At 47.2% G+C, this 23,170-nt stretch carries 15 protein-coding genes; 7 read left to right on the top strand and 8 right to left on the bottom strand.

What is annotated here, in order from left to right; genetic code table 11:
• Positions 1-45: 45 nt before the first annotated feature.
• The 6 genes from pbpC to DLM76_RS15600 all read right to left on the bottom strand — a co-directional run bounded on the left by pbpC (position 46) and on the right by DLM76_RS15600 (position 12,041).
• A complete protein-coding gene (gene pbpC, locus DLM76_RS15625; RefSeq protein WP_429946429.1) occupies positions 46-2,109 on the bottom strand; it encodes a penicillin-binding protein 1C in 2,064 nt (687 codons plus the stop codon).
• Positions 2,110-2,604: 495 nt separating this feature from the next.
• Positions 2,605-8,262 carry an alpha-2-macroglobulin family protein gene (locus tag DLM76_RS15620; RefSeq protein ID WP_429946428.1) on the bottom strand — a complete coding sequence of 1,886 codons (5,658 nt, stop codon included), beginning with the start codon at positions 8,260-8,262 and terminating at the stop codon, positions 2,605-2,607.
• A 211-nt stretch (positions 8,263-8,473) separates the two neighbouring features.
• Positions 8,474-9,808, bottom strand: coding sequence for a TldD/PmbA family protein (locus DLM76_RS15615; RefSeq protein ID WP_118965766.1), 1,335 nt, complete (start codon positions 9,806-9,808; stop codon positions 8,474-8,476).
• Entirely contained in the window at positions 9,805-11,190 is a 1,386-nt protein-coding gene (locus DLM76_RS15610) for a TldD/PmbA family protein (protein ID WP_118965765.1), read from the bottom strand. The genes DLM76_RS15615 and DLM76_RS15610 overlap by 4 nt, the downstream gene beginning before the upstream one ends.
• A gap of 46 nt (positions 11,191-11,236) precedes the next feature.
• Complete coding sequence (locus DLM76_RS15605; protein ID WP_118965764.1) at positions 11,237-11,614, bottom strand: LIC11742 family lipoprotein; 378 nt, start codon at positions 11,612-11,614, stop codon at positions 11,237-11,239.
• 37 nt (positions 11,615-11,651) lie between these two features.
• Entirely contained in the window at positions 11,652-12,041 is a 390-nt protein-coding gene (locus DLM76_RS15600; protein WP_118965763.1) for an HIT family protein, read from the bottom strand.
• Between the two features lie 191 nt (positions 12,042-12,232).
• On the opposite strand from DLM76_RS15600, the gene DLM76_RS15595 reads away from it, so the two are divergent.
• The 5 genes from DLM76_RS15595 (at position 12,233) to DLM76_RS15575 (ending at position 18,078) form a co-directional block, all read left to right on the top strand.
• Entirely contained in the window at positions 12,233-13,057 is an 825-nt protein-coding gene (locus tag DLM76_RS15595; protein WP_118965762.1) for a hypothetical protein, read from the top strand.
• A 219-nt stretch (positions 13,058-13,276) separates the two neighbouring features.
• A complete protein-coding gene (gene recA, locus DLM76_RS15590) occupies positions 13,277-14,377 on the top strand; it encodes a recombinase RecA (RefSeq protein ID WP_118956871.1) in 1,101 nt (366 codons plus the stop codon).
• 114 nt (positions 14,378-14,491) lie between these two features.
• Complete coding sequence (argC, locus tag DLM76_RS15585; protein ID WP_118956626.1) at positions 14,492-15,508, top strand: N-acetyl-gamma-glutamyl-phosphate reductase; 1,017 nt, start codon at positions 14,492-14,494, stop codon at positions 15,506-15,508.
• 4 nt (positions 15,509-15,512) lie between these two features.
• Positions 15,513-17,450, top strand: a complete 1,938-nt coding sequence (locus DLM76_RS15580) for a long-chain fatty acid--CoA ligase (protein WP_118965761.1) — start codon at positions 15,513-15,515, stop codon at positions 17,448-17,450.
• Positions 17,440-18,078 carry a nucleoside phosphorylase-I family protein gene (locus DLM76_RS15575; protein WP_118965760.1) on the top strand — a complete coding sequence of 213 codons (639 nt, stop codon included), beginning with the start codon at positions 17,440-17,442 and terminating at the stop codon, positions 18,076-18,078. The genes DLM76_RS15580 and DLM76_RS15575 overlap by 11 nt, the downstream gene beginning before the upstream one ends.
• On the opposite strand, the gene DLM76_RS15570 is transcribed toward DLM76_RS15575, so the two are convergent.
• Entirely contained in the window at positions 18,061-19,833 is a 1,773-nt protein-coding gene (locus DLM76_RS15570) for a patatin-like phospholipase family protein (RefSeq protein WP_118956629.1), read from the bottom strand. The genes DLM76_RS15575 and DLM76_RS15570 overlap by 18 nt on opposite strands.
• 128 nt (positions 19,834-19,961) lie before the next feature.
• On the opposite strand from DLM76_RS15570, the gene DLM76_RS15565 reads away from it, so the two are divergent.
• Together DLM76_RS15565 and DLM76_RS15560 are read left to right on the top strand one after the other, a co-directional pair.
• Positions 19,962-20,564, top strand: coding sequence for a DUF4254 domain-containing protein (locus DLM76_RS15565; RefSeq protein ID WP_118965759.1), 603 nt, complete (start codon positions 19,962-19,964; stop codon positions 20,562-20,564).
• Complete coding sequence (locus tag DLM76_RS15560; protein WP_118965758.1) at positions 20,561-21,622, top strand: glycosyltransferase family 9 protein; 1,062 nt, start codon at positions 20,561-20,563, stop codon at positions 21,620-21,622. The genes DLM76_RS15565 and DLM76_RS15560 overlap by 4 nt, the downstream gene beginning before the upstream one ends.
• 141 nt (positions 21,623-21,763) lie before the next feature.
• Here DLM76_RS15560 and DLM76_RS15555 read toward each other — a convergent pair whose 3' ends face one another.
• Entirely contained in the window at positions 21,764-23,074 is a 1,311-nt protein-coding gene (locus DLM76_RS15555; protein ID WP_118965757.1) for a glycosyltransferase, read from the bottom strand.
• Between the last annotated feature and the right edge of the window lie 96 nt (positions 23,075-23,170).

The following is a 23,170-nucleotide window of genomic DNA, read 5'->3' as shown; positions in this document are numbered from 1 at the left end:
GATTCTAACGCGGAGGTCGTCCGCGGCAAGAGAAAAACCTATACTCTATCTGACTTCAAAAACCACGCTATCGATGATTTTTCCGTTCCGATCTTGGAGGGAAAGAATATGAAACCCTCGTTCCGGTTTCCAAAAAACGTCCTTGTTCTGCGCTTCCGGAATTTTCTTACCGTCCAAGATCCAAGCCGATCCGGTTAGAAACGCCGATGCCGAGAAATGAAGCTTTTGTCTTCCCTCCGGAATATCGGGATCGATCGCGTAGATCGTTCGGTTTCCCGGAACGAGAATTTTAGAGATCGAAGAAGACTCCGTTATCGGACGAACGGGAGAATTCTCCATCGCCTCGTAGGCCGGGCGGATTCCTTGTGAATCCCTTTCCTGCAAAAGATTCATCACAGCGTTCCAAATCGGAGCCGCACCGGTAACGCCGCTCACGTCCCACATAGGACTTCCGTCCATGTTTCCGACCCAAACTCCCACCGTGTATTTTTTGGAATAACCCACGCACCAGTTATCTCTCATGTCCTGAGAGGTACCGGTTTTGACCGCAGTGAAAAATCGCGTGCTGAGATGGTTGTTTAAACCGAAGGACAAGGAACGGTATTCCCGATTGGAAAGAATTTCGGATAACGTGTCCGCCGCGCTTTGAGAATAGATTCGCGTCCATACGTTTCCTTCTTGTCCGCTTTCTTGTAATGCCTGTCTGGCTTGCGAAGGGAAAAATGCGGGCGCGGAACTCAAACCCCCATTGGCAAGAGTTCGATACGCGTTCGTCAATTCGAATAGGGTTACATCCGCGCTTCCCAGAGCAAGAGAAGAACCGTAAAAGTCGGCGCGTTTGAGTCCGCTAAATCCGAGGTCCTGCAATCGTTGAACGAAATCTCCAACGCTCACAAGATCCAAAACGTGAATCGCAGGAATATTCAACGAAGAAGCCAAGGCATACTTTGCCGGAACGTTTCCGTGATAAACATCGCTATAATTGGAAGGTCTGTAAATTCCCGTAACCGCGTTCCATTCCGTCGGACTGTCTTCCAAGATCGAATTCGATTTCAATACTTCCTTTTCGAATGCGAGCGCGTATAAAAAAGGTTTTAGCGTCGAACCCGCTTGCCGTTTCGATGCGAGCGCGTCCACATAAAAGGAAGAACTTTCCGGTAAATTTCCTACATAGGCCAACACGGCGCCGGACGCATTGTCTAAAACCAGAATTCCCGTTTCTGCCACATTCTGTTTTTTTAATCCGTCCAGAATGTTTTTTGCAAGTTCCGTGATCTTCCATTGGAGATCAAAATCCAACGTAGTTTTGACCTTTCCGTTCCCGGAAGAAACATCCGATTCTTCTCGAAAGATTCTTTGCGCGGCATGATACGCGATCCCACCCGTGGAAGGAAGTCCGGTGATTTTTCCGGTGGCTGTTTTAGCTACGCTTTCCAAGGAAAGACAGAGTTCTTCTTTGCCGATTTTTTTGGCGAGAATGCAACTCCGTTTTGTCAAGAGTGAAGAATTCGCTCCGGGGAACGGAAGCATTGAAACCAAGAGGATCGATTCCGTGTCGCTTAACGCGGATGGTTCTTTCTGGAAAAGTCCTCGGCTGGCCGCGCGTAATCCTCTAAGTTCTCCTCGAAATTGAGAAAGGTTTAAATAAGCGGTGAGAATTTCCGTCTTGGTCCAGGTCGTTTCGATTTCCCGAGCGAGATTCATCTGTTCCCATTTGTCATAGACGCTTCTGCGGCCGGGTTTGGTGCCGAGAAAAATTCCTGCGAGCTGCATCGTAAGAGTACTGGCGCCTCGTTTTGAATTTCCGAGAAAACGATCCTTGAGCGCGCCCAAGACAGCGAGCGAATCCACGCCGGAATGTTCAAAGAAACGTTTATCTTCCTGCAAGAACAACGCCATCAAAAGCGTTTCGGGGATTTCCCCTTCTTCCGTCCATGCGAGCTTTCGTTCTTGTGTGTTCCATCGAATCGTTTGCAAAAATCGTCCGTGAATGTCTACGATCGTTCCGTCCGAGGTGTGATACCGATTTCGAACCTCGCGATACGAAGGGACTTCTTTCGCGGACAATCCATTCAAAAAGAAGAATATACCGAAGGATAAAACGAGGATTGTCCGTTTCTCGAAGATTTTCCGAAGAAGGACAGAGAAATTTTTCTGCAAGCGAGTACGATGTTGTGTCGTAATTCCGACAATCTTCCGTAAAAGACCGAGCGCCCCACCCGCGTTCGGGTGGAGGGGTGAGGTGGCGGGAAGACTTTGCAAATTTTCATCTATCATAAAATCATAATTCTTGCAAGTGAAATCTTCACTCTCTGTCGGAACTCTTACGAAATCTGCATCCCATCCAACTCTATCCAAAAATTCCAGTCCGGAGAGAACACGCATGAACTTCCCGTAAACCGCGTAGCGAAAGACGTGTAACGCGGCTTTCGAAAACAACGCTGCATGATGCTCTTTAACTCTATAAAAAAACTCCATACAAGTTGCAGTTTCAAAAGCTCGAAACGGGAACCATGACGCTCTCTATGGATCGCGTCAGGGGACATGTCCCCCACCGACCAATCTTCTATTTTCGAATCTTTCTGCGGTCTAGTAACTTTCGATCTACTCCTTCGTCACCGTTTGATCCGGATTCGGAACTTCCGCAAACTGATCGGGCAGATACATCGCTTCCACTCGACTCGGAGGAAGAATGAACTTACCCGAATGATTGATTCGATAGACATACTCAAGAGTCACCGAACCTCCCGGTAAGTATTCGAAGTATGCGGTATATCCCTCCCATTTGCGCTCCACAAACGTCGGAGAAGACCACCAATTGTCGTCCTTTGCAAGAGCCGCACCCGTTACGGAATCGTTTCCAAGACCGGAACCTAAGATGCTCGCACCCGCGGGAATCGGATCTTTTATAGCGACCCATGAAAGGGCCGCTTCGTTCTGAATCTTTAAACGGACGCGAACCAAATCCCCTTCTTTGAATGAAGACTTTCTGCTGCCGGACTCATCCAAGATTTCCTTTTCCAGTCTCATGCCGCTTTCGAGTTTTTCCTTGAGAGGAAGCGCAGCCTTAGTATGAATCACAGCATACGGTTTTCCGGAGCCGTTTTGAACGAACTCGAGATTTTGTGTGCTTCTCGGCATAGGAATCGAAAGAGTCGGAGGATCTTTTTTATTCTTCCATTCCAGGGTGTTCGTGTTGTTCTCCAACGTGATCGTCGTAGTCCCTTCTACGCTGTCTTTTTCAAACTGTTTGGAATAAGCTTGAAACGCGAGAATCCCGAGCGTGTTTGCGGGAGTTATATCCCAATGACCTTTCGATTGTCTTGCGATCGCACCGCGGATCAATCGCGGAAGATCCTCTTTCCAAGCCGCGTCCTTCACTACGGAAAGAATCGTTCTCATTACGGTGGAATCGTTCGAGGACAAAAGCCACCAGAGACCGGACTCGTCCACGAAGTTATACGAAGTTCCCTGGATTCTAAAACGAGACTTCAAAAGAACGTCTAACGCGGAAATTTGAGATTTATATCCGGTCGATCTCGAATAGATATTTCTCAAGCTGACCAAAATATCGGAAGGAAGAATTTTCGGATCTGTCTGGACCGAACGGATCACGTCGTCTCCCACCGCTTGATACCGTGAAATCGCATCGAGCACGATGATCTTTCTCAAGAGAAAGTCCGTATTCGAGATATAACCGTTTCGATAAATCAATCCCTTGGTGTATCGGTTCAAGGCTTCCAAAAGAGTGTCTCGGATTTGATCCGGAATTTTATAACCCGATTCCGAAGCGAGAATCAATACGTAACTCGTCAGGATCTCGCTTCCATACCAGGACATCGGAAAGAATTTCAACAATCCGTCCCCGTCCAAGTATGCGGAGAGTTGATCCATTATCTGATCCCATTCTTTTTGAGAACCTGCGGAAACCGCTTTGGAAAGTTTTTGTTCCAAGCAGGAATACGGATAACGGCTCATGTATTCTCTCGAAGTCAAGATCGCCCCTCCCGTGAGAGAGGATTTTAAACTGATCTCCAGTTCTCCGCTTCCCGCGATCGCTTCCTGGTTTTCCTGAATCGGAACGCTTAGGTTGCCGTCTTCCAAACGGCGGAATGTGGATTGTAAAACACGGACCGGAACCGATTCTCCCACTTTCTGACGGAATCGAACCGAATCCGTAAACGATCCTCCGACTTCTTTCGTTTGGAACTCGTATACGATCTCTTCTTTTTTACTCGGAATCGAAAGATTCCAAAGAACGTTCGAAGACTCGCCCGCCTTCAATTGAATATTCTTCGTTTCTAATTTAAGATCCGGTGATGTTTTGGAACTGATTTCCAATTGAATCGTTCTTTCGGTCGTGTTTTTCAGAGAAAGGCCGCTTTGAACGGTGTCCTTCTCCCTTGCAAACGGAGCGATGGAAGGATATACAAGAACGTCCCGAGTCGTTTGGATCTGCGTCGAACCGGAACCGAATTTATCCTTACCGGAATGTACGATCGCAACGATTTTGAAGGAAGTCAAAGAATCGTTCAGAGGAACTTCCACTTCTAGAAGTCCGTTATCGTTCGGTTTTAAATCCGACTTCCAATACAGAAGAGTATCGAATAATTCCCGGGTGGTCGCTCCGCCTCCGCCTCCGCCCGGCGGTAAACTTTTTAATCCGAAGTGCCTCCGTCCCACGACTTGCAGTTGCGCCGTCGACGTTTCCACCGAGTTTCCCCGTTCGCGCATCATAGCACGCAGCAGATCCCATGTGTCGTTCGGTTTTAATTCGAGAAGTCCCTGATCGACTGCGGCTAACGTGATTCTTGCGTCCTTCTTCACTTGTGCGGAAGGATGATCGATCTGAATTTTCACCTTCGCCTTTTGCCGAGTTCCATACGTGGTCTTATCCGTTTCCACTCGAACCGGAACCTCGTACGGTTTCCAGCCGACTCGAATCTGAGCAAGTCCCAATCGGAAGGAAGGTTTTGCCAAATCGACAAGAGCGGTTTCTTTGGGACTGTCCACTCTTCCTCGGACCGCCAAAACGGAAACGAATACGTTCGGAGCAAACGAACTCTCGACCGGAATTTCGATGACCGGATCTTTTCCGCTCAGAGTTTTGATAAACGAATTGAGAATTCCTTCCCGTTCCACGGTGACAAGCGCCGTCGCTTCCCGGAACGGCATTCTCACTTGAAACTTCGCTCGTTCACCGGTTTGATATTCTTTCTTTTCGGGAAGAAGATCCATACGATCGTGATCGCTCGCGGCAAACCATACGTCGTCCTTGCCCGTGATCCAAACGGAAGAATTCGCCTTTACGTCTTCCCCGCTCAGCGAAGCTTCGAAATACACTTCTCCCGTCGCTTTGACCGGGCCGTTGCAGAATAGAATTCCTTTTGCGTTCGTTTTACCCGAACAGAATTCTCCGAGTTCCTTAACTTCGTATTTGTGTTCGTAGCTGTAAAATCCGCCCACGAGACGCTTCCGATTCGAATAATACTTTTTCGTGTAAGCGATTACGGTCGCCTTCTTGCCTTCGACGGGCATTCCTTTGAGATCCAAAACCGCGACCTTAAACTTGACCGCGTCTTGGACCGCAGCCCAACCTTCCGGTGCGATTCCGATATGATATTCCGACGGATAAATCGGAAAGGAACGGAAAGCGCTTTGGATTTCCCCGTTCGGGTCCCTGTATTCGAGTTCGGCTTCGAGTCTTTGCGTCGTATCCGATTCGGGAATCGACTTTACGGTCGTTTCAAAAAATCCTTTCGAGTCGAGAGTCAGTTCCGTTTTGTTAAAACCGACGGAAGAATTCTCCGTAGTTTCCTCCGAATCCGATTTTTGGTCCACCTTACCGTTGCTAAACGAAAAGTCGGAATAATCCGGAAAGTAAACCCCGCCTCCGGGCATCACTCTGGTTCGTAATAGCACGGGAATTTTTCCGGCCCCTCCGCCGGAAAGGTAACGAACGCTTCCCGCGAGTCCGATCTTGGAAGGACCGATGTTCGAACCGGAAGTTTGAAAGTCGGCCTTCATCAAAGGAACCCGGAATTCTTCGACTCGGAATTCCCCCACGTCGACTTGTCCCCGATCCTTACCCGCAAATTCGCTTAACAAAATGCGGTAAACGCCCAGGTTGGCTTCTTTCGGAATTTTAAACTGAAGCGAACTCGTTCCTTCCGGAGTCCACTTTAGCGAAATGGAATATTCCTTTTCGCTGCCGGAATGAATGATCTTCGCAAAGCCCGGATATTCGATTTGTCCGGGAATATCGAAACCGAAGGATCTTTTTCCGCGGGAAACGAGTTTCATCGAAACGGTTTCTCCTGCGCGGAACAGAGTTCTATCCAAAATGGGATGAAACACGACGTCCCCGTTTCCGTAATCTCCTGGAAGATTGAATCTCCAGTTTTCGATTCCGTTTTGCCAACGAGTATGAGTAAACGTGAAATCGTCTTCGTACACCGCGGTTAAGAAAAGTCCGTTCTCATACGCTCTCCAGGAACAATACGGAACGTTCTTGCGGTTCGGAATTCCTTTGATGAGCAAGGTCCCCGACGGTCCCGTCTTTCCTACGAAGATCTTTTCGTTTCTGCAATTGAAGATCTGAATGTCCGCGTTCGGAACCGGTTTTGCGTCGTTGAGTCTTGTCACCCACGCAAGGGAGGATTCTTTTCCCCATTTAAAATGAAGAGAAAGATTGGTGACCAAAGCCGCCGTGCGGACGTAAAACGGTTGATTGGTTGCTAATAAAGCGTTTCCTAATATATCGGACTTCATTTCGATCACGTGAAATCCGGTTTTTTTCAGAGGAATTCCCACGACTTCGAAACGGCGGGTTCCGTTTTTGGACTGAAGTTTGATTTCATTCGTAGGCGCGGAATTTTTGGAAGGATCAAAGATCGAATACCGATGTTCCAAATGTTCGATCGTTTTCAGATACTGAACGATCTCCGCGATCTGCGTGGAATCCAGAATCATTTCTCTTCCGGTGAATTGTTTGGAAGAATTCGGATCTTGTTTTTCATCCTTACCGGTCGCCCAATTCAGAAGATCCTTTCCCTTATCCTTCAATTTATCGAATTGTTCTTTGATCTTATCCTGCGTATCGGGACTCGTCTTTACCTGATACAAGCGAACAGGATTCTCCGCTTCGAGATTGCGGATCGTAACGGGAAGAATCGCTTCGGGAAACCGTTCCAAGATTCCGAACGTGGAAGCGAACTTCAATAAAGGAGGATAATCGTCCGTGGAAACGGTCAGGGGAAACGAGGATTGATTGGCGAGAGAACGGCCTGCGTCGTCCTTTACTCCGGAGGGAAGAAGGATCTGGAACTTCGCCTTGGGTGCGAGAGGAGCCGGAAAACTCACACCGTAATCGTAATTCCCGTTTTCGGAGGAAACCTTGGCGGGAATCGTTTTACCGTCGCTCGTTTGCAGTTGAATCTTTTTTAAAACCTCCACGGAAACGGGAGAATTGAAGTTTAACGTCAAAGGTAGAGTCGGAATACAAGCGGCTTTCGCGTTGACCCGGTCGCAATTAAACTCCGCACGGAAAGGCTGTCTAACGTTGAATTCCACCTTTCTCGTGGAACTTCTCGGAACCCCGGATTTGGATTTCAATCCTTGTTCCAAAACGAGATATACTTTTTTTCCGCTCGGAAATTTCTGATCGGGTTTGATGAGAATGGTCTTTTCCGTTTTCCCTTCCCGATAATTCGCTTTTAAGATTTCCTTTTCTTGGGAAGAGCTTACTTTGCTGAATCCGATCTTATCCTTAAGTCCTTCGGTAACAAAATAGAGATGATCGCTCGCGGAAGAAAGATCCGCTTCGGAATCTAGATCCAAAATAAAGATCTGATCCTCGTCTATGACTCCCCCTTCGTAAGGAGAGGAAGAATCCAATTCGGGTCCGCCGGTATGAAAGGAAAAACGTTCTCCTTCGTTCAGAGAATTCCCCGCAACGGATTTCACCTTTTTGGTTTCAAAAACGCATTCCACGCCGCCGGGAAGCAGTTCGGGAAATTCGAGAACCCAGTTTTTATCGTCCACCCAACGTTCGGTTCCCTTGATCGGACAACGAATGTCGAACGGAACCAAAGAGAATTTAGGATTTCCTAAAGGAATCATCGATTCGGAAAAACGAGCGCGAATCTGAGATGGTTTTTTGACTTCTCCCGTGGGACCGAATTCGATCCGCACTTGCGCGTCGAGATTTGCCGCGGCGAAGACGAGAAGCACAACGCCGAAAATAAATTGTTTACTTAGAATTTTTTTAAAGGATCGCAAAGGATTTCTCCCGAATCGCACTATGATTCGGAAAGAAAACCTTATGTTAGAAACTTACGCAAGCAAAAATGAATCTTGCTTCGAGTGTGAGAAAAACGAACTTAAGCTAAGATGTAACTTAGACACTCATCTATAAAAAGCGACATCGAACCCTTTCTCACACAACGGAAATGGAATCGAAACCGACTTCGTCTTATCCCGCAATACTCGCTTCCCGAATCAAAACGTCCGGAACCTTGATGGAAGAATAGGAATCGTTGTACTCGTTTGAAATTCCTTCGATGGCGAAAAGAAGATCAAAGAAGTTTAGATTCATTGTGATACTATCCACCGGATGAACCGGCTGACCGTTTTTATAATAGATCCCCTGCACTCCGATCGAAATCTCTCCCGAAACCGCGCTGCAACCGGAACCGCCTTCGAGCTTTAACACATAGATACATTCCGGATAAGCGGAGAGCAATTCTTCCAGGGTTTTATCCCCTTTCGGTACAACGTAATTGTTAAACGAAGTCCCGACTCTACCGCCGTACGAACGCACCGCGTTCCCAGTCGGAGCGACTCCCGCCTTCTTTGCGGATTCCAGGTTGTAGAGATACGTCTGAAGAATTCCGTTTTCGATCACCGCTTTTTTACGGGTCAAAACGCCTTCCGCATCGAGAAGTCTCGAACCGGGATAATCGGAAATATGAGGGTCGCAAAACACATTCCAATTTTTTGATGCGATTTGGGTTCCCACTTTTCCATCCAAACGAGACAGACCTTTCTGCACGCTGTCCGCGGAAAACGGAGAGGAAAACATTCCGAAAATCTGGGGACTGATTCGATTGGAAAGAACGATCGGATACGATCCGCTTTGGACCGGTTTTGCGCCGAGCAATGCCATGGAACGTTCCGCCGCGGTGGTTACGATCAATTCCGGTTGAATCCGATCCAAATCCAAACCCGAACGGGTATAACCGCCCATCTTTTTGGTCTTTCCGTCGGTTGCGACTAACGCAACTCCCGCGGAAACCAGATTGGATTTTTCGCTGTGAAAGAGTCCGTTCGAATTCGCTAATATAAATCGGCTCCAGGTTTTTCCCGCATACGAATACGGAACGTTTTCGATCTTATCCCCGACCGACCAAGCCAGATCGTCCAGTTTTTCTCCGGTGGATTTCAACCATTCAAACCCGAGAGATTCCAAGGATTCTTCGTAAGAACGGATCTTGATGTCGGGTAACGTCGATTGCCCGGGAAGATCGATGTCCAAGGGATCGGAGATCCTCGCCTGCGCAACCGCGTCTTCCACCATCTGCGTCAGAGCTTCTTCCGATAATTTTTCGCTGTAGGAATAGCCGGGTCTTCCGTTTTGAATCAAACGGATTCCCATTCCTCTGGAATTGGAAAGTTCGGTGTTGCTGACTCGTTTGCGGAAGAGTTCGATTCCCACGTCCTTGGATTCGGAACCGACGAGATCGTATTGATCGAGCCCCTTCTTTTTACAAACGTCTAACACGAATTCGACGGATCGGTCCAGATTCATGAACGGCCTCCCACGAGAATCTCGTCCACTTTCAAGGAAGGTTGTCCGACCGTTACGGGGACCGAACCCGAAGCCGCGCCGCACATTCCCGCAGCGAGTTCCAGATCGCTTCCCACCATACTGATCTTAGGAAGAATTTCATCTCCCTTCCCGATGAGAGTCGCACCGCGAACCGGCTCGGCGATTTTTCCGTTTCGGATCACGTATCCTTCTTCGACGGAGAAATTGAATTCTCCCGTGGATGGATTTACGGAACCGCCTCCCATCTTTTTGGCGAACAGTCCGTATGGAACTCCGGCCAGCATGGAATCGAAGGAATCCTTTCCCGCGGCGATGTATGTGTTTCTCATCCGAGAAACGGGCGCATACATATAACTTTCTCTTCGAGCACTTCCGGTTCTGGGAACGCCGACTTCCTGCGCGCCGACTCGATCGGATAAATAATTTTTTAGAATTCCGTTTTCGATAAGAACGGTTTTTTGAGGCGCGGCGCCTTCGTCGTCCACGGTGATACTTCCCCAAGAATCGGGAATCGTTCCGTCGTCGATCGCTGTCAGACAGGATTGTCCGATTCTCTCCCCGAGTTTATCCACGAACGGTGAAGACTTCTTCCGAATCGCTTCGGTTTCCAACGGATGTCCGCAGGCTTCGTGAAAGATCACTCCTCCGAAACCGTTGCCCATAACGACCGGCATCTTTTTTCCTTGGATATAACCGGCCGATAACATCAGCAAGGCGCGATCGGCCGCCGTGGTTGAAAGTTGTTCCACGGGTAAGTTGTTGAAAAATTCGAATCCTTTTCTCGCTCCCGGATTTTCGGAAGCTACAAAACGTTCTCCCTCTTTTTCTGCGGCCACGTTGATGCTGAATCGGCTTCGAACGCGAAGATCTTCGAGCGCCAATCCTTCGGAGTTGTAGATTCCGATTCGAGAAACGGAATCGCTCGCGGACGCGCTGACCTGAACGATATTCGAGGAAAGTCCTCTCGCGGTTCGATCCGCTTTATAAAGAATTTCTAATTTTTCATCGGGTGCGATTTTACGCGGATCTTTGATCGTTGCGGGAAACGAAAGTGGTTTTAGATCCCCGCGCAACACGAGCGCTCGCCCCGCGCCTTTCGCCGCTCCTCTCGAATCCGCGAGAAGGTCTATCAGAGAAATCAAATGTTCCTCTTCTTCGTTATTGGTATGTGCGTAGAGAACGTCGGTTCCGTAGATGAGTCGGATTCCGATTCCGTAATCGATTCCGGCAAAACTCTGTTCAATTTTTTGATCTCTTAAACTTACGGAAGAAGATCTCGTTTCTTCCTCGAAAATTTCCACGAAATCCGCTTTTCTGGAAAGTCCCGCTTCCAAAATCAGTTGGGCTTTGTTTGTCTGCATTCTATCCTTTTAGACTCCGAAGGTCCTTCGGAGTCCGTGATTACCGTTACGGCTTTTTGATTTTTTCTCTATATTTGATCGCGTGCGCGGTCGCTTTCCACTTAACGCGGTTCCAAAGAATAAACAAAATACTTGTCTGTTCCACTTCGAAACGATAGTTGATGATCTCGTCTCCACCGAGCGCTTTGGACTTATCCAGAAGTTCTTTGTAGCCGGTTTCTCCCGTCAGCCAAAATATAAACCACGCTGTATAAACTCCTTCGGTTTCCACGGTTCCTAAAATCTGAAAATCCTCCGAGTTCAGCACATACTGCGTGAAGTTCGTGCTCATACCGGGAACCCGCACGTCCCTATAGATGCAACCGCTCAAAAACAAGGAAACGAGCGCCAGAAGCAGAACGTTTCTCCAATGTAAAACTTTCATAGACATTCTCCCTTTTTACAAATTTGAAAACGAAACATTATAAATCTCGAATATAATTTTGTTCGGGCAATTTTCCCTGAAGGGCAAGACGGATATAATCCACGCCTCTCAGTTCGTCGCTGTAACGAGGGATTAAATGAAAGTGCATGTGAGGCACCATCTCCGAAACCGTTACCGTATACACTTTAACGGGAGAATGGTGTTCGTAGATCCAGCCCGTAGCGAACTCAAGGGCCTTTCCGAGATCGGAATATGCGGTCGAAGTCCAATCCTGATACGAGGTCCAATGAGAAACCGGTTCGATGTAAAGATATCCTTGGAGCCGTTTTTCTTCTTCGGAATGACGTACGCGAAATTCACCGAATCGACCGAGAATTTCGGAATCGTTCGCGGTTTGATGGAATTTGCAGAGAGGACATTCTTGCATCTTCTGACCCTGTATTCGTTTTTATGCTGCCTTGTCCCAAAACTGAGACAAATTTTTGAGCCTCGATTCTTGAAATTCGATCCGATCGAGGTTTTGAGACATCCTGTAATTATTTCAAAGATTCCCGTCTTGTATAGGAGAAAATCTTCTTTTCAGACCGGAAGCCCTGTTTAAGATTGAGCCGCCGCAGTATGAAACGAACGTTTTTGATCCTTCTTCTATTACTTTGGAATCCCATTCTCATACATGCGGAAACCTCCGAACTCGGACATAGATTGGTCGTGTTAAAACGTTTCTTAGGTGATCCGGCTTCGGTGGAAAAATCCTGGCTGATCGAATCCCTTCCGGCTTGGAAAAAAGAGGAAGAATCCAGACTGGAAACGTATTTGAAAAAAATTCTTTCCTCTTCTCTGGAGAATTCTTCCCAAGCGCCCAAGGAAGCTCTGAAAGCGGAACTCAGAAAGGTTCCGAACCTCGGAGGAATCCGGGTTCGAAATCAAAAATCGACCCTGTTTCATTTGGTGCGCTTCGGTACCGAATTTCCGAATCTTTCCCAGATCCGCAGTTTTCAAATCAAGGACTTCTACGTGGATTTTTATATCGGAAGACAAGGCGGAACCTCTTCCGTGGAATTTCCGAAAACCGGATTGGCGTGTGCGTTCTATTATTTTTCCGAAGACGAAACCCTTCTCTATTCTCAAGAATCCTCCGAATGGAAGATTCCGTCCGAAAAGTCATTAGGAGAATTGAATTCTTTTTTCAAAGCGCAGGACCAAAAATGCCAAGGCTGCGAGAAGATCCGCTTGGTGGACGGCACGTTATTCTTCTTTCCTTCCCAAAACTCGATTCCCTTTTGGCTTCGGTGGACTTTGGGTGTTCTTCTTGTGATCGGTGCCTTTGCGGTCACGATTTTCTTCTTCAGAAGCTTCGTGCTTCGGAACAAAGAAACTCTTCGCAGAGCCGTTCAGGCGCAGAAGACCCTCGACCAAGAAAAAAAATCGATTCTTTCTCAATAATACTCAAAAATTTGCTATACAAATACTTACATATAAATTAGATTTGCTTCCAGAAAACCGGGTGACATAAACCTAAGTTTTCAAAAAAATTCGAAACAGATTCGTTTTTTAAGTCCGCAGATCTTATTTTTGTCCGGATTGGGATCTATACTGAAAAAAGTTAGCCGTTGATGCGACACGGCGCCACTGCCAAGAACCGAAAGGATGGAGGCAGAAAAAATGGGAGAAGGCATTATGAAAAAAAGCAAAGAAGAAGCACAGAACGTAGACGATTCCAAGAAGTTGGCGATCGAACAAGCGATGAGCCAAATTGAAAAACAATTTGGAAAAGGCGCGATCATGAAATTAGGATCGGACGCTGCAAAACAAACCGTTCAAGTGATTCCATCCGGTTCCTTGGATTTGGACATCGCTCTGGGCATCGGCGGGTATCCGATCGGCAGAATCGTGGAAATCTACGGACCTGAATCTTCCGGAAAAACCACCCTTACTCTCTCGGCGATTGCGGAAGCGCAAAAACGAGGCGGGGTCGCTGCATTTATCGACGCAGAACACGCGTTAGATCCTTCCTACGCGAAAAAACTCGGAGTGAACATCGACGAACTCTTAGTTTCCCAACCCGACAACGGAGAAGAAGCTCTTGAAATCTGCGAATCCCTCGTTCGAAGCAACGCGATCGATTTGATCGTAATCGACTCGGTGGCTGCTCTCGTTCCGAAAGCGGAAATCGAAGGCGATATGGGAGATTCTCACATGGGTTTACAAGCAAGACTCATGTCCCAGGCGCTTCGGAAATTGACCGGAACCATCGCAAAATCCAAAACCGTGGTGATCTTCATCAACCAGATCCGGATGAAAATCGGTGTGATGTTCGGTTCACCGGAAACGACCACAGGCGGAAACGCCCTCAAATTCTACTGCTCAGTTCGTCTGGACATCCGCAAAATCGAGACGATCAAAGAAAAAGAGGAATCGGTCGGAAACCGAGTTCGTGTCAAAGTTGTCAAAAACAAGTGCGCCCCGCCGTTTAAACAGGCGGAATTTGACATAATCTTCAATGCGGGGATCAGCCGCGAAGGTTCTCTGGTTGACCTCGGGGTAAAACATGATATTATCAGTAAAGCAGGGGCATGGTATTCTTATAATACGGAAAAGATCGGGCAAGGAAAAGAGGCTGCGAAAGAATACCTCAAGAATAACCCTGATATCGCTTTTACCATCGAAAACATGGTAAGAGACCTGAACAGTCTGCCTTTGTTGGCGCAGGACAAAAAACCCCGTGCAAACAAAGAGGAAAAATTAGAGCAGGCTGCAGGCTAACACAACTGGCTTTCTTTTTAGGAACCCTTGACCGCCGGATGAGAAATCGTCCGGCGTTTTTTTTAGTTACAGCATTCTCCCCGAATTAAAATCTTTCTTAAGACAGAGAGGTTTATGGCAGAGATCAGCATTTTAGGAGCGGGCGGTTTAACCGGTAAGGAACTACTTTCTCTACTTTCCCATCAATCGACACACGAGGTCGTGCATATCACGAGCGATAAACTCGCAGGCAAAACTCTTGCCGAAGTGTTTCCCGAAATTCCGTTTCCCAAAAATCTCACATTCCGCAAACACGAGGACGCGGTCCCTTCCAAGTCCCTGGTCGTCCTCGCCGTTCCCAATGAGGTTTCCGTCGAATCCGCTCCTAAGTTTTTGGACGCAGGTCATAAGGTCATCGATCTTTCCGGCGTTTATAGACTTCACGATCAGGAAATATTAGAAAAATCTTATAAATTAAAACATACCAAATTCTCGTATGTGGATAAGGCCGTTTTCGGAATTCCGGAAATCTTCCGGGACAAATTGAAAAACGCGGACTTCGTGTCCAATCCAGGATGTTTTTCGACATCGGTGATTCTTCCCGTATTTTTGTTAAACGAACTTAGAAAAAATCTCAAGCCAAGGATCGTAGCCGATTCCAAATCCGGCGTTTCCGGCGCGGGCGGAAGAACGGAAGACGCGGGTTTTTCATACACGGGCGTCTACGAAAACTTTCGCGCGTATAAGATTCTTTCCCACCAACACGAACCGGAAATCCAGGAATACATCTACGCAAATTCTGGACTTGCCGCGCCCGAAGTCATCTTCACGCCGCATTTACTTCCCGTTTACAGAGGAATTCTTTCCACGATCGTTTTGGAATTGGATTCAGAACCGAGCGTGGACCCGATGACGGCGATCCAAAATTCTTCCGCAAACGAACCGTTCATTCGGATTCTGAAAACACCGGAAGAAGTCGAACTCAAAAAAATCCAGCACACGAACTTCCTGGATATTTCCATTCGAAGAAGAGGAAGCACGTTAGTCGTCGTTTCCGCTCTGGACAATCTCGTAAAGGGCGCTGCGGGACAAGCGCTGCAAAACATCAATCTCATGACCGGAACCAAGGAAACTCTGGGACTTCTCCCCTAACCTTATGGAAAAAACGAGCCTCTATCATCTTTTGAGAGACGTCGCTTCCGTGTATGCGGATCGGCCGATGTATTGGATTCGGGAAGAATCCGGTGATTTCCGCGGGATTTCCTACAAGGATTGGTATGAGAATCTCAAAAACCTTTCCTCCTTTTTGATAGAACTCGGAATGCAACGGGGAAACACCGCAGGATTGATCTGCGACAACCGTTACGAATGGTCTCTTTGTTCCCTTTCCTTGGTTACGATCGGTTGCGTGGACGTCCCGCGGGGATGCGACGCTACCATCGACGATCTGAAATACATTCTCGAACATTCGGAAGCGAAGATTCTCTTTTTAGAAAACGAAAAGGTTCTCAAGAAACTTCTCGAAGACAAATCCAGCCTCGCCAACGTAAAAACGCTTCTTCTCATCGATCCCCCCGCAAAGTGGAAGGATTTGGAATCCGCACGCGCGCAACTCTCCGGGGTGAAATTCATCTTCTTGGAAGACGCTCTTTTGGAAGGTGAAAAACTCCGTTCTAAAAAAGGAGATAAGGCGTACGATCAAAGAGGAGAAGTTTTAAACGGAAAAGATCTCGCTACGATCATTTATACTTCCGGAACAACGGGCGCACCGAAAGGTGTGATGCTCAATCATAGAAGTTTTACCTGGGGAATTCATCAGCTTCAGGAATTCGTGCCCGGTTCTTACAACGACAGAACGATTGTCTTTCTCCCGCCTTGGCATATCGCGGAGCGACTTCTTGAAACAACATTGATCGCGTGGGGAGCTTCGATGGCTTGCTCTTCGGTTCCGACGATTCCCGCCGACATGCAAAAAGTAAAACCGACCGTTCTTGTTTCGGTTCCGAGACTTTGGGAAGGTCTTTACAAACGAATTCACGACACGGTTCGCAAAGCTCCTCCTCTCCGACAGCAACTCTTTCACTTTGCCGTGCGGATGGCGGCGATTACTACGAGCCTGCAGGATACGATCCGGGATTCTTACGCGACCACCGAAGCGGAAAATCCGAATCAGAAAGTGATGGATCGATTCGTTGCCAGCGTTCTTCTTTTTTCCATGTATCCATTGAAACTTCTTTCTTATAAAATTCTTCAGAGAGTTAGAGATCTCTTCGGGGGAAGAATGCGTTTCGCGTTATGCGGCGCGGGCGCTATGCCACCGCACATTCAATTCTTCTTTCGAAGCGCCGGAATTCCGATCATCGAAACCTACGGAATGACCGAGACGACCGGAATCGGAGCCATCGGAGAATTTCCTCTTCCGAAAAACGGAGCGATCGGCGCACCCTTACCCGGAACCTCGATCAAACTCGTCGGCGAAGACGGTAAGATCGTAACGACACCCGGTGAAAAAGGAGTCGCTTGGCACAAGGGTCCGCACGTCACCGTCGGCTATTACAAAGAAGCGGAAAAAACCGCCAAGGCTCTGCAAGACGGCTGGCTCGACTCGGGAGACATTCTCACATGGACGCATACGGGAGAATTAAAATTTGCGGGAAGAGCCAAGGATACGATCGTTCTTTCCGGAGGTGAAAACCTGGAACCCGCTCCGATCGAAGCCAAACTCACCGAATCCGAATTCATCAATCAAGTCATCGTTGTCGGCCAGGATCGAAAGAATCTCGGAGTTTTGATCGTTCCCTTTTACGATCTCGTTCAGGAACAATTCAAATCGCAGGGAAAGAACATTCCGAAAGATCCGGCCGAATGGAATTCCTCGAAAGAAGTCAGCGCATTCTTTAAGAATATCGTAAAGGATAAGATTTCCACACGAGCCGGTTTCAAATCCTTCGAGAAAATCGCGCACGTCCACATTCTTCCCAAAGAATTTGAAAAGGGAAAAGAAATGACCGAAACGATGAAACTCAAACGAAACGTAGTCTTTTCTTTATATCATAACGTCATTCAAGCCATGTACGAAAACGATGAAGATTGATCCTTCCAAAACGCTGATCTGTTCTGCAATTTCCGAAGAACTCGATCAGCTCGCGAAATCCGGAAAGTTTCAGACTCTTCTTTGCGGTATCGGAAATTTGGAAGCGGCTTTGCGTCTTCAAAGATTTCTACTCGAACATCAGAATAAGGGCTTGGCCTTACCTTCTCAGGTTTTGTTTGTGGGTTCCGCGGGAGTTTATCCTTGGCTGCATCCGAGTTTTTGGAAGAACCGTTTCGGTTTTTCCTTTCAGATCGCACATCAAGAACTCGGCAAAATCGAAAGAAGAATTCGGATTCCTGAAATTGTTCCTGATTCGTATGAGTTCCCTCATTCGTTCGAATTTCCGCCGACCAACGAGGTTTTGATTTCCAAAACGAATGCGACTGGTTCCATCGCGATCGAAACCGTTTCCGGAAAGGCTTTGGAATATCTGCGCGAAAACGACCTCGGATTCGAGAACATGGAATGTTTCGGTCTTGCAAAAGTCTGCAAGGACTTTCAAATTCCGTTGTATTCTTTCTTTGCGCTCACGAACACGGTGGGGCCGGACGGAAGTTTAGAATGGAAATCGAATTTCAAACGGGAATCCGCAAGACTTCAGGAATTTCTTTTATCGTTTCTTCTTTGAGAATTTTTTACCGGGATAAAAAAGTTCGTAGATCTCTTCCAAATGCGCCTCCGTTTCCTCTTCCCCTTTGCGGATGATCTCTCTGAACTTGTTGAAATCAAAAAACGAAAACTCTTCGATATGAAGATTGATGAACAGATCCATCTTGTCCTTTCGGAGCTTCGTAATTTCTCTTCCTTCCAGAGTGATCGCCCTTCCCATGATCTTGAGGATCGGCGGATACTTTAAGTCTTCCCAGAGATTTTTAAAGAAGGATTTTCCCGTGATCTTTCTGTCTTCGAGAAGTCTCACGATCGCCTCGTCCCGCAACGGGGAAACGTTCGCGGATAGGATGATATCTGCTCCTCTTTGTCGGATTAAATTTTCGGGAACGTTATTGATCACCCCTCCGTCTACGAGCAGGTGATCTCCGTGAAAGACCGGTGGAAACATTCCCGGCAAACTCATCGCTGCGGCGAGCGCTTCCCAAACCGGGCCTCGATCCATTACGTATTCCTCTCCGCTGTGAAGATCCACAGCGGAAGTTACGAACGGAATTTTCAAGTCTTCGATCAATGCGGAACCGAACGCATCTTTGAGCATACGGTTCATCTTCTTTCCTTTGAAGAACGAAACCAGAGGGACCGTCGGATCGAACGGTTTATCGATTCCGCCGAAAAATTTATAGATCATCTTGTGGATCGTATCCGTGTTTTCTCCTCTCGCATACAAGGCGGCTATGACCGCACCGAACGAAGCGCCGGAAACCACGTCCACTTTTATATTCTCTCTTTCTAATACTCGCAAAAGGCCCACGTGCGCGAGCGCTCTTGCACCGCCTCCGCCTAACGCAAGTCCTCTCGTTCTCGACACGAGATAACGGGAGAAGGTTTCTTCCTTATGAAAGATCTTTTGGTGTTTTACGCTGTCTTCGGGTCGGATCGTATTGACCGAATCCACGTAACGGATCGTTCTTCCCGCGAAGTTGCGGATTCTGGATCGAAAGTATGTGATGATTTCCGTTTTCTTCTTTTGGTTTCGTTCCGGGTTGTCCTCCCAGAATACGATCTGATCGGCTTGAAGCAGAAGTTTATCGAGTTCGGGTTTTAATCCCGGATGTTGAAAGTATAAATGAATGACCGGAAATTGGGTTCGCAACTGGGAGAGTTTGCGGATCGAATCCTGAATACTGCTCTTCTCGAAGGATTCCATCGGAACCAAGGTCATCTTTCCTTCGTGAGAATAACCTCCGATCTTTACGATGGCGTCTAACTTCTCCTTATATCCCTGCACTTCTTCGAGAGGAACGTGACAGATCATCCTTCTTGGAAGAGAACTCAGTTTATCCGCAGGTTCGAGATGTTCCCGGAATCGATTGCTCATCAACCGAATGAGGTTTCCGGAAAGCACCGGTTCCTTTTCCGCGAGTTTTAAAAAGAAATGACCGTCCAGAACGTATAACAACGTGTCCATGACCGCGATCGCCGAACCGCCGTGTTGGGTGCGGGTCATCAAACTGTTTTCGGCAAAGAATTCTCCTTCTCCCAGATACTTTACGGCCTTCCCCGATTCTCCGAACGTAAGCATCACCTCGCCGTGTCGAACTATAAAAAGCTTATCCGATATATCGCCGCGATAGTAGATTACGTCGTGATTGTAAACGTTCCTTTCCTCGATGTTTTGGTAGATCCGAGTCAAAACGGCCGGTGATAATTTTTGAAACAAGGATATCCCGGAAAGAAATTTCAGAATTTCAGGATGAATTTTTCGTGCCATAAAACGCAGGTGACTCTATTTTAATTGGACGAGAAAGTAAAGGATTTAACAAATCGCTCTTCCTTGAATCGGGTTTCTTCGAATGCTTTTCTCTTGATTTTCTGGCTTACCGCACAAAGTTATACACAATGACATTGAAAGCGAACTCCGTCGTATCCGTTTTTCGCCAATCCGTAGTCGACTGGCACAAAAAAGAAGCCGCTTCGCCCAACCCGTTTCCGGCGGACAGCATCGAATCGATCCTTTACAGCAAAAATCAAATCGATACGATCCAATGGCACGTGGAAGACGAAATTCGCAGACCGGACCTTCCGGACAAGGAACTGGTCGGTTTCAAAAGGCAAATCGACAAACTCAATCAGGAACGTACGGACCTCGTGGAAATCCTGGACGATCGTATTTCTTCCCAATACGTCAATGTGTCCAAAAAACCGGGCGCTCGGATGAATTCCGAAACCCCCGCCTGGTTGATCGATCGGATGAGCATCCTCGAACTCAAAATCTATCACATGGAAGAACAAACCCAGAGAAAGGATGTGGATGAGAATCATATCCAAACCTGCAAACGGAAGCTGGACGTCCTTCTCGAACAAAGAATCGATCTTTCCAAATGTTTGGACGAACTATTGGAAGATCTGCAAAACGGGGACAAGTTCTACAAAGTCTACCGCCAAATGAAAATGTACAACGATCAGAACCTGAACCCTTCCCTGTATTCTAAAAAATCATGAATCTTTTAGTCATGCGGTTTTCGGCCATGGGGGACGTCGCACTCATGGCGCCCGCGATCATTGCGATCGCCGCGAAATATACGAATATCCAGCTAACGATCGTTACGAGAGGAAACTACGCTCCGTTCTTTTATAATATTCCGAACGTAAACGTCGTGGGTTTCAACCTCAAGCGGTACCGTGGACTTCTCGGACTTTACCGTCTTTTTAAGGAAATCAACAAACTCGGTCCGTACGAAAAAGTCATCGACCTTCATTCTTCCGTTCGATCCCGATTGATCAGCTTTCTTTTTTTGATCCGAGGCATCGGCGTGTTTCGAATCGTAAAGGGAAGAAAGGAAAAACTCAGACAGATCCGTCAAAAACGGAAAGTCTTAAATCCACTGCCTCATACCGTAGACCGTTATCTCAAAGTTTTCGAAAACGCGGGGTATCCTGCAAACGTGCGAAAGGGACCTTGGATCAACGTGGACCCCGAGTCGAAAATGTTCGCAAAGGAATTTTTCGAATCCCAGAATATTCAAAAAAAGGAAAGTCTTTGGATCGGCTTCGCTCCGTTTGCGGGACACGCACTCAAAGAATGGCCCCGCGAAAAAAGCAGATCCTTGCTCAGACTTCTCCTGGATGAATTTCCGGGAGTGAAAATCTTTCTCTTCGGCTCTAAGGAAGAATCCAAAATCTTAGAAGAATGGAGTCGGGGTCTGGAGGAATCCATCAAGATCGTTTCGGGCGGTAAGCTCGGAATCCGAGGAGAACTCGGGATCATGGAAAGGATGGATATTATGATCGGAATGGATTCATCCAACGTTCATATCGCGGCGCTTTTAAAAAGACCCGTGATCGGAATCTACGGGACCACCCACCCTTATTCCGGTTTTGCACCGTTCGGTCAGGAAGATTCGGGAGTATTACAAATCGATAATTTACCGTGCAGACCTTGCAGTATCTACGGAAATACGACCTGTTATCGGAAAGACTTCGCTTGTATGGAATGGATTCAACCCGAAGACGTAATCAAACGCATTCGGGTCGTTTACAATATCAACACTCTCTTTTGATTCGATGCGACAGCCGGCGAGGGTTTATTCAAGACCGGCGAAAAAACAAGACGCACGCTAACGCCAACTTGCATACGGACCGGTGATCAAACAGCGCCGATTCGCTGATCGATCGAGTATTCAAACGCTCCTTAAAGAGCGTTATTCGAAATACCGTAAGAATTGATCCAAAGGATCGGGAAGAGAAAAAAGCATATTGATCAACGTGTTTCTTTTCTTTTTGTTCTTCACGCTCGCTACGGTTTTATAAACCTCTTCCATCTTATCCACACAGGCGTTCATCTCGTGTCCTTTGGAAATCTTGATGGATTCTTTGGAAAAACGTTCGTACAATTCAGGATCTTTCAAAATCGCGACTGCCTTTTCGGCGATTCCCTTTACGTCGAACGGTTTTGCGATGTATCCGTTCTTTCCGTCGTGAATCAATTCGGGAATCGCGAACGAATCCACTCCGACCGCGGGAAGTCCGCAGGCGACCGATTCCAAGATGACAAGCCCTTGCGTTTCCATCGTAGATGCGGTCAAAAACAGATCGTATTTCGGATATTCTTCCGGAAGCTGTTCCCGTTTGATAAAGCCCGTAAAAGTGACCGCGTTTTCCACTCCCAAATTCTGAGCCTGCACCTTTAAGGACGGAAGAGCCGGTCCGTCGCCGATGATGGTGAGTGTCGCATCGGGAATTTCGTCGTGAATCAATTTGAACGCGTTAAGAATCACGTCGCAATTCTTCTCGTAGGAAATTCTTCCCACATGCAGAAGTCTCGGAGCTGCGTTCAATTGTTTGATCGTTCCTTTAAAACTCGTAAGATCCAAACCGTTCGAGATCACCGCGATCTTCGTTTTTAAACCGAACTCGCGGAGTTGTTTTTCGATCAGATGAGAAGGAGAAATGATGAGATCGCAGCGTTCATAGATGTTGTTTGAAATCTTGAGAATGATTTTTTTACGGATGTTGAACTTATCGAATTTTTCGATTTTGCTCAGATCCTTCATCTTGAGTTTTTTTTCGGATTTGCTCGCTCTTAAAAAAAGCTTATCCAGTTTTAGCAATCTGTAAAACGAAAGATACATATCCTGTTCGGACATCAACGTGTGATACGTTCCGATGGTAGGAATTCCGTATTTCTCGGTAGCGTTGATTCCGTAAAGCCCCAGCAAGCCCGGAGTGTGAATGTGAACGAGATCGGGTTCGAACTCTTTGATAACTCGTTTGATTTTGCTCGGGGACGGAAGAACCACTTTGATATCGGGATAACTCGGTAGATATCCGCTTCTGAATCGTTCGATACGAATCGAATCGCCGATCTGGTCAAAGTCGCCTTCTCCATAACGAGGGCAACAGATCATAAACGTATGTCCCCGCTTTGCCAGAAGTTCCGCAAAGTTTTTCATGGAAATCGCGACTCCGTCCACCTTAGGAAGAAAGGTATCGGAAAAATAAAGAATTCTCATCAAAGATCTCCTAATTCAAGGACGAATCGGAATCACCCGTTTCGATCGGATTGAAGTAAATATCGAATTTACAATTCCCAGGTTTCGCAGAATCTG

It is taken from the genome of Leptospira yasudae (assembly GCF_003545925.1).
Taxonomy (GTDB): Bacteria; Spirochaetota; Leptospiria; order Leptospirales; family Leptospiraceae; genus Leptospira; species Leptospira yasudae.
Note: the sequence above shows the minus strand (reverse complement) of the source record. Positions and strands in the feature narration are given on the sequence as shown.

Excerpts from the sequence above, each read along its gene's own strand:
- DLM76_RS15615 (WP_118965766.1), bottom strand. The coding sequence starts at position 9,808 with ATGAATCTGGACCGATCCGTCGAATTCGTGTTAGACGTTTGTAAAAAG.
- DLM76_RS15610 (WP_118965765.1), bottom strand. The coding sequence starts at position 11,190 with ATGCAGACAAACAAAGCCCAACTGATTTTGGAAGCGGGACTTTCCAGA.
- DLM76_RS15605 (WP_118965764.1), bottom strand. The coding sequence starts at position 11,614 with ATGAAAGTTTTACATTGGAGAAACGTTCTGCTTCTGGCGCTCGTTTCC.
- DLM76_RS15600 (WP_118965763.1), bottom strand. The coding sequence starts at position 12,041 with ATGCAAGAATGTCCTCTCTGCAAATTCCATCAAACCGCGAACGATTCC.
- DLM76_RS15595 (WP_118965762.1), top strand. The coding sequence starts at position 12,233 with ATGAAACGAACGTTTTTGATCCTTCTTCTATTACTTTGGAATCCCATT.
- recA (WP_118956871.1), top strand. The coding sequence starts at position 13,277 with ATGGGAGAAGGCATTATGAAAAAAAGCAAAGAAGAAGCACAGAACGTA.
- argC (WP_118956626.1), top strand. The coding sequence starts at position 14,492 with ATGGCAGAGATCAGCATTTTAGGAGCGGGCGGTTTAACCGGTAAGGAA.
- DLM76_RS15580 (WP_118965761.1), top strand. The coding sequence starts at position 15,513 with ATGGAAAAAACGAGCCTCTATCATCTTTTGAGAGACGTCGCTTCCGTG.
- DLM76_RS15575 (WP_118965760.1), top strand. The coding sequence starts at position 17,440 with ATGAAGATTGATCCTTCCAAAACGCTGATCTGTTCTGCAATTTCCGAA.
- DLM76_RS15570 (WP_118956629.1), bottom strand. The coding sequence starts at position 19,833 with ATGGCACGAAAAATTCATCCTGAAATTCTGAAATTTCTTTCCGGGATA.
- DLM76_RS15565 (WP_118965759.1), top strand. The coding sequence starts at position 19,962 with ATGACATTGAAAGCGAACTCCGTCGTATCCGTTTTTCGCCAATCCGTA.
- DLM76_RS15560 (WP_118965758.1), top strand. The coding sequence starts at position 20,561 with ATGAATCTTTTAGTCATGCGGTTTTCGGCCATGGGGGACGTCGCACTC.
- DLM76_RS15555 (WP_118965757.1), bottom strand. The coding sequence starts at position 23,074 with ATGAGAATTCTTTATTTTTCCGATACCTTTCTTCCTAAGGTGGACGGA.